The organism is Streptomyces sp. MAI_2237 (assembly GCF_054189285.1).
On the sequence record NZ_JAJPGQ010000002.1, the window covers coordinates 1,217,186 to 1,223,303 of the forward strand.

Annotated in this window: 4 protein-coding genes; all 4 read left to right on the forward strand. The window is 71.0% G+C overall.

Going from position 1 to position 6,118, the window contains the following annotated elements:
- The first annotated feature begins 24 nt into the window (after window positions 1–24).
- The 4 genes from LN251_RS10230 (at window position 25) to LN251_RS10245 (ending at window position 5,993) form a co-directional block, all read left to right on the forward strand.
- Window positions 25–792: a TIGR03089 family protein gene (locus LN251_RS10230; RefSeq protein WP_458244123.1), complete on the forward strand. Its 768-nt coding sequence runs from the start codon at window positions 25–27 to the stop codon at window positions 790–792.
- Between the two features lie 234 nt (window positions 793–1,026).
- Window positions 1,027–2,316 carry an LCP family protein gene (locus LN251_RS10235; RefSeq protein WP_458244124.1) on the forward strand — a complete coding sequence of 430 codons (1,290 nt, stop codon included), beginning with the start codon at window positions 1,027–1,029 and terminating at the stop codon, window positions 2,314–2,316.
- Between the two features lie 226 nt (window positions 2,317–2,542).
- Window positions 2,543–4,267 carry an LCP family protein gene (locus tag LN251_RS10240; RefSeq protein WP_458244125.1) on the forward strand — a complete coding sequence of 575 codons (1,725 nt, stop codon included), beginning with the start codon at window positions 2,543–2,545 and terminating at the stop codon, window positions 4,265–4,267.
- Between the two features lie 76 nt (window positions 4,268–4,343).
- The gene (locus tag LN251_RS10245) at window positions 4,344–5,993 is read left to right on the forward strand and encodes an LCP family protein (RefSeq protein WP_458244126.1); all 1,650 of its coding nucleotides are present in this window, start codon (window positions 4,344–4,346) and stop codon (window positions 5,991–5,993) included.
- Window positions 5,994–6,118 lie beyond the last annotated feature (125 nt).

Sequence of the window (6,118 nt, forward strand, 5' to 3'; positions counted from 1 at the left end):
TGCCGCCCGCGTACGCTTGCGCGGGTGAACGCCACCGATCGCACCCCCGCCGACCTGCTGTCTTCCGCGCTCGCCACGGACCCCGGACGCCCTCTGGTGACCTTCTACGACGACGCCACGGGCGAGCGTGTCGAACTGTCCGTGGCCACCTTCGCCAATTGGGTGGCCAAGACCGCGAATCTGCTCCAGGGCGACCTCGCGGCGGCGCCGGGCGACCGGGTCGCCCTGCTGCTGCCGGCGCACTGGCAGACGGCGGTGTGGCTGCTGGCGTGCTCCTCGGTGGGGGTCGTCGCGGACGTGGACGGGAATCCGGGCGCGGCCGACGTGGTGGTGAGCGGGCCCGACACGCTGGAGGCCGCGCGGGCTTGTCGCGGTGAGCGGGTCGCTCTCGCACTGCGGCCGCTGGGCGGGCGGTTCCCGCAGACCCCGGAGGGCTTCGTCGACTACGCCGTCGAGGTGCCGAGCCAGGGCGACCGGTTCGCGCCGTTCGCGCCCGTGGACCCGGAGGAGCCCGCGCTGGTCGTGGCCGGGCGGGAGTTCAGCGCGGCCGAGGTCGTGGAGCGGGCCCGGGCGGAGGCGCCGGGGCTGGGGCTCACCGGGCCCGGCAGCAGGATCCTGTCGGGGCTGCCGTACGACACCTGGGGCGGCCTGAACGCCGGGCTCTACGGGCCGCTCGCCACCGGGGGCTCCGTGGTGCTGTGCCGGAACCTGGAGCAGCTGGGCGAGGAGGCTCTGGCCAAGCGGGTCGAGAGCGAGCGGGTGAGCACGGTGCGGCGCGCGGACGCCGGCTGACCGCCGGGCGCCGGCCGCGCCTTTCCCCCGACCGCCGGGCGCCGGCCCTTCGCCGCCGCCCGGGTGTCCGCCTCACCGTCGGGCGTCGGCCGCTCCTCGCCGCTCGGGCGTTTCCCCCGCGCCCCCGGGTTGCGCCATCACCCGTTCGGAGCAGCCGGGCCCGCCTCCCCCGCCCCTTCCGGGGCATGGTCGTAACAGCACTACGTCCTGACGCCATGAGGGGTGGGCCGGCTCGTGAGCGACTCCGCAGGCACCCTCGGGCCCGGCGCCGGCGCGTCCGCGACCGGCCGGGGGCTCGCGCGGCGGCGCCGTCGGCGGTGGCTGCGGGGCGGCGGGCTCGGCCTCGCGCTCGTCGTGCTGGGCGCCGCCGGGGCCGGATGGGCGGTGTACGAGAAGCTGGACGGGAACATCACGGCCGACGACGCGGCCGCCGCCGAGCTGGCGCGGTACGAGAAGGAGCGGCCCACCGCGCTCGTCAAGGACGCGCAGAACATCCTGCTGATCGGGTCGGACTCACGGTCGGGGAAGGGCAACTCGCGCTACGGACGGGACTCCGGGACCGAGCGGTCGGACACGACGATCCTGCTGCATCTGGCGGCGGGGCGGCGGTCCGTCACCGCCATGTCGCTCCCGCGTGACCTGATGGTGGACGTGCCCGCCTGCCTGCGGCCCGACGGCACCCGTTCCGAGCCCGCGTTCACGATGTTCAACTCCGCCTTCGAGATCGGCGGTTCGGCCTGCACCGTCCGGACCGTGGAGCAGCTCACGGACATCCGCGTCGACCATCACGTGGTGGTCGACTTCCAGGGCTTCAAGGACATGGTCGACGCCGTCGACGGGGTGCGGGTGTGCCTGGCGGAGCCGATCGACGACAAGGCCGCCAAGCTGCGGCTGCCAGCCGGGCGCGTGACGCTCGACGGGGAGCAGGCCCTGGGCTACGTCCGGGCCCGCGAGTCGCTCGGTGACGGCAGCGACACCGAACGGATGGACCGCCAGCAGCAGTTCCTCGGCGCCCTGGTCGAGAAGGTGCGCGGCAACGACGTCCTGCTGAACCCCGTCAAGCTCTACCCCGTGCTGGACGCCGCCACGTCCTCCCTGACGACCGATCCGGCCCTGGCGAGCCTGCGCGGGCTGTACGACCTCGTGCGCGGGCTGCGCGACGTCCCCTCGCAGGATGTGCGGTTCCTCACGGTCCCGCGAGAGCCGTACGCCTACGACGCCAACCGCGACCAACTGGTGGAGCCGGAGGCGCAGAAGCTGTTCGAACGACTGCGTGCGGACCTGCCGGTCCGGGTGGCCGGGGAAGGCCCGGCCGGGGCCCCGAAGGCACTTCCGCGGGAATCTCCCCCGAAGAGCGGCCATTCGACCGCCGGGGACGGGGCGCCCGAAGGCCCGCACGACTACGGTGCGCACGGATTCCGCGACGGAAAGTCCGCCGAAAATCAGCCCGGGTACCCGTCGAACGGAGTTTCACCCGCCCCCACGTTCCGCGGCAACTCGGCCGCCACGGACGCCTGCAGGTAAAGCGATCACCAAATCACCGCACTTATGTCCGAGAAAAAGGGCGAATTGCCCCGCCCTTGGGCATGGAATTTCTCACCGTCGTCACTGGGTGCTGAACTGGGCGGATAGTGTGAGCGGTCCGGTGCATCCCGCCGCGAGGTCCGTCCTGGCGTCGAGCACTGTGAGACCGAGACCGAGCGCCTTGAGGGGGGAAGGCGCCGCGCCCCGACGGAGGATTCGGACAATCGTGGACGCGACAGGCCGTGGGCGGGCGGACGACATCGATCCCGCAGACCAGTGGGTGCTCAATCCGAACACCGGTGAATACGAACTGCGACTGAGTCCTTCCGCTCCGCAGTCGGGAGTGCCCGGTCCGCGCCGGGCGGCCCCGCGTTCCGCGGGTGGTGCCGTGCGCAGTCGTACGGCGACTCCCGAGCGCGCGCCGGACCGGGACGTTCCGCCGCCGCGCCGTCGTCGCGGTGTGCCCGAGGAGCCGTTGCCGGGCCGGCGCGGCCGCCGCCCGGTGAAGAAGGGCAAGGCGAAGAAGGTCCTGCTGTGGACGGGCGGCACGATGGCGTTCGTGCTGGTCGCCGCCGCCGGGGGTGCCTACCTCTACATCAAGCACCTCAACGACAACATCACGTCCGTCTCCGACGACGGCGCGAGCACCGGTGGGTTCAGCAAGGGCAAGGCGATCAACATCCTGCTGATCGGCACCGACAAGCGCACCGGCAAGGGCAACACGAAGTACGGCGACAAGGACAGCGTCGGCCACGCCGACACCACGATCCTGCTGCACGTCTCCAAGGACCGCTCGAACGCGACGGCGCTGAGCATCCCGCGCGACCTGATCACCAACATCCCGGACTGCCCGACCAAGCTGGCCGACGGCACCGAGAAGGTCATCGCCGGCACGGACAACGTCCGCTTCAACACCAGCCTCGGCCAGGACGACCGCACGCCGAGCTGCACCGCCCGCACGGTCACCGAGCTGACCGGGATCACGCCGGACAACTTCATGGTCGCCGACTTCAACGCGGTCAAGACGCTGACCACCGCGGTCGGCGGCGTCGACGTGTGCCTCGGCAAGGACATCAACGACCCCGACTCGCACCTGAACCTGAAGAAGGGCACGCGGCACATCCAGGGCGAGACCGCGCTGGCCTTCGTGCGCACCCGGCACGCGGTCGGCTTCGGCGGCGACCTGAGCCGGATCACCCTGCAGCAGCAGTTCCTCAGCGCCCTGATGCGCAAGCTGAAGTCGAACGACACCCTCACCGACCCGTCGAAGATGATCAAGATCGCCGAGGCGGGCACCAAGGCGCTGACGGTCGACTCGAACCTCGACAGCATCGGCAAGCTGAAGGACCTCGGTCTGGAGCTGGGCAAGCTCAACCCGAAGAACCTGGCGTTCACCACGGTGCCCGTGATCGACAACCCGGCCGAGAAGGTGAAGGCGACCGTCGTGCTGAAGCCGGGCGCGGCCCAGCAGGTCTTCGACGCCATCAAGAACGACGTCTCCTTCACCGCCGTCAAGGCGCAGAAGAAGAAGGAGGCGGCCGCGGTCGCCGCCCGCCTCAAGGGCAGCAAGTCCGCCGCCTCCGAGGTGCGGGTGCGCATCCTCAACGGCGGGGCGGACGCGGGCAGCGCGCAGGCCGAGCTCAGCTACCTGCAGAACACCGCGGGCGTGCTGAAGAGCGAGAACGCGGGCAACGCGGGGGCCTCCCAGGCGAAGACCACCCTCGAGTACTCCCCCGACCAGGCCGACCAGGCCCGCCGGCTGGCCGCCATCCTCGGTCTGTCCGGCTCGGCGATGAAGCCGGGCAAGAGCGTGACCAACGACCAGGGGCTGCCGACGATAACGCTGACCTTGGGCAAGGACTTCCCGGGGGCGGGGGAGAAGTTCACCGCGTCGTCCAAGGCGCCGGACGTCGACAAGACGACGGCCGACAAGGTTGAGTGCGCCAAGTGACCTGACGGGCCTGTCGTGCGTCTAACAGGACGCATGGCAGGCCCGTTTGACGGCGCAAGGGTGGGGAGGACGGGGAATGACGCAGAGCAGTGTGCGTGGGGAGGGAACGCGACCGGGGGTCCGGCCGGCTTTCGGCGGCCAGGAGACCACCGAGGGCGCGGACGGCTCGGGCAGATCGGGGACGGGGGCGTTCGAGGCGGGCGGACACCGCAGGGGCGGCCCGCGGCGGGGGCGAAGGGTGTTGCGCTGGTCGGCGGTCACGCTGTCGGTGCTGATACTCGGCACGGCCGGCGCCGGTTACCTGTACTACGAGCACCTCAACGGCAACATCCACAAGGGCGAGCGCAGCAGCGGCGACGCGAAGGCGCTGAAGTCCAAGGCGAACGCGGCGGGGCAGACCCCGCTGAACATCCTGCTGATCGGCTCCGACAGCCGTAACTCCGACGAGAACGTCAAGCTGGGCGGCGCCAAGTACGACCGCGGCAGCCCGCCGCTGGGCGATGTGCAGATGCTCATCCACCTCTCCGCGGACCGCAAAAGCGCCGCGATGGTGAGCATCCCGCGCGACACCCGCGTCGACATCCCCAAGTGCACCGACCCCAAGACCGGCAAGGTCTACCAGCCGACCAACGGCATCATCAACGAGTCCCTCGCCCGTGGCGGCGCCGGTTGCACGCTCGCCACCTGGGAGAACCTCACCGGGGTCTACATCGACCACTGGATGACGATCGACTTCTCGGGCGTGGTGCGCATGGCCGACGCCATCGGCGGCGTCGACGTGTGCGTCCGGCAGAACGTGTGGGACCACCCGACGGCCGCGGTGCCCGGCGGCTCCGGACTGAAGCTGACGGAGGGCACCCACAAGGTCAAGGGCAAGCAGGCCCTGCAGTGGCTGCGCACCCGGCACGCCTGGGGCAGCGACCTGATGCGGGCCCGCGCCCAGCACATGTACCTGAACTCGATGATCCGCAAGCTGAAGGGCCAGAACGTCTTCACCGACACCGGCCGGCTGATGGACCTGGCGGAGGCGGCCACCAAGTCGCTGTCGGTGTCCGAGGAGATCGGCACCGTGAAGAAGCTGTACGACCTGGGCACGCAGCTGAAGTCGGTGCCCACCGACCGCATCACCTCGGTGACGATGCCGAACGTCCCCGACCCGCGGAACGCCGACCACGTCGTGCCGAACGGCGCGAGCGCCGACCAGCTGTGGCGGATGCTCCGCGACGACGTGCCGCTCGACGACAAGGGCAAGGCGTCGGGCTCGAAGAAGCCGTCCGCCAAGTCCGAGGCCACCAAGGCCCCTTCGGCGCCGGACGCGCAGATCGGCGTCCTGGTGCAGAACGCGACCCGCAGTTCCACGCTGGGCCCGGTCAGTGGCCGCGCGGGCGTCATCGCCCAGGAACTGGTGGCGAAAGGGTTCAGCAGGGCGTCCAAGGACGCCACGTCGGGCCTGTCCCAGGACAGCACCGTCGTGCGCTACCCGAGCGCCGACCTGGAGGGCGACGCCCAGCGGGTCGCCAAGTCCCTCGGGATTCCGCTGAGTTCGGTGAAGCGGTCCACGGACGTCTCCGGCGTCACGGTCGTCGTCGGCGCCGACTGGCGTACCGGCACGGCGTATCCGAAGCAGTCCGCGCCCAAGGCGGGTCAACTGCCCGGCGGCACCGACGCCATCAACGGCTCGGACAAGAGCCAGTGCATGGACGTGTACGCGCCCTACCGCTGGTAGGGCGGCCGAGCGGCTTCGGCACACCGGTCGAGGCCGTGAGGGCAACCTCTCGGGCCCGTCGTATGTCTTGAGGACGTCGGCGGGCCCGTGCCGTGGGCGGGTGCGTCGACCGGGATTCACAGAGT

What these genes read in the sequence shown, in the direction of transcription:
- LN251_RS10245 (WP_458244126.1), top strand. Translation starts at nt 4,344, where the DNA reads ATGACGCAGAGCAGTGTGCGTGGGGAGGGAACGCGACCGGGGGTCCGG.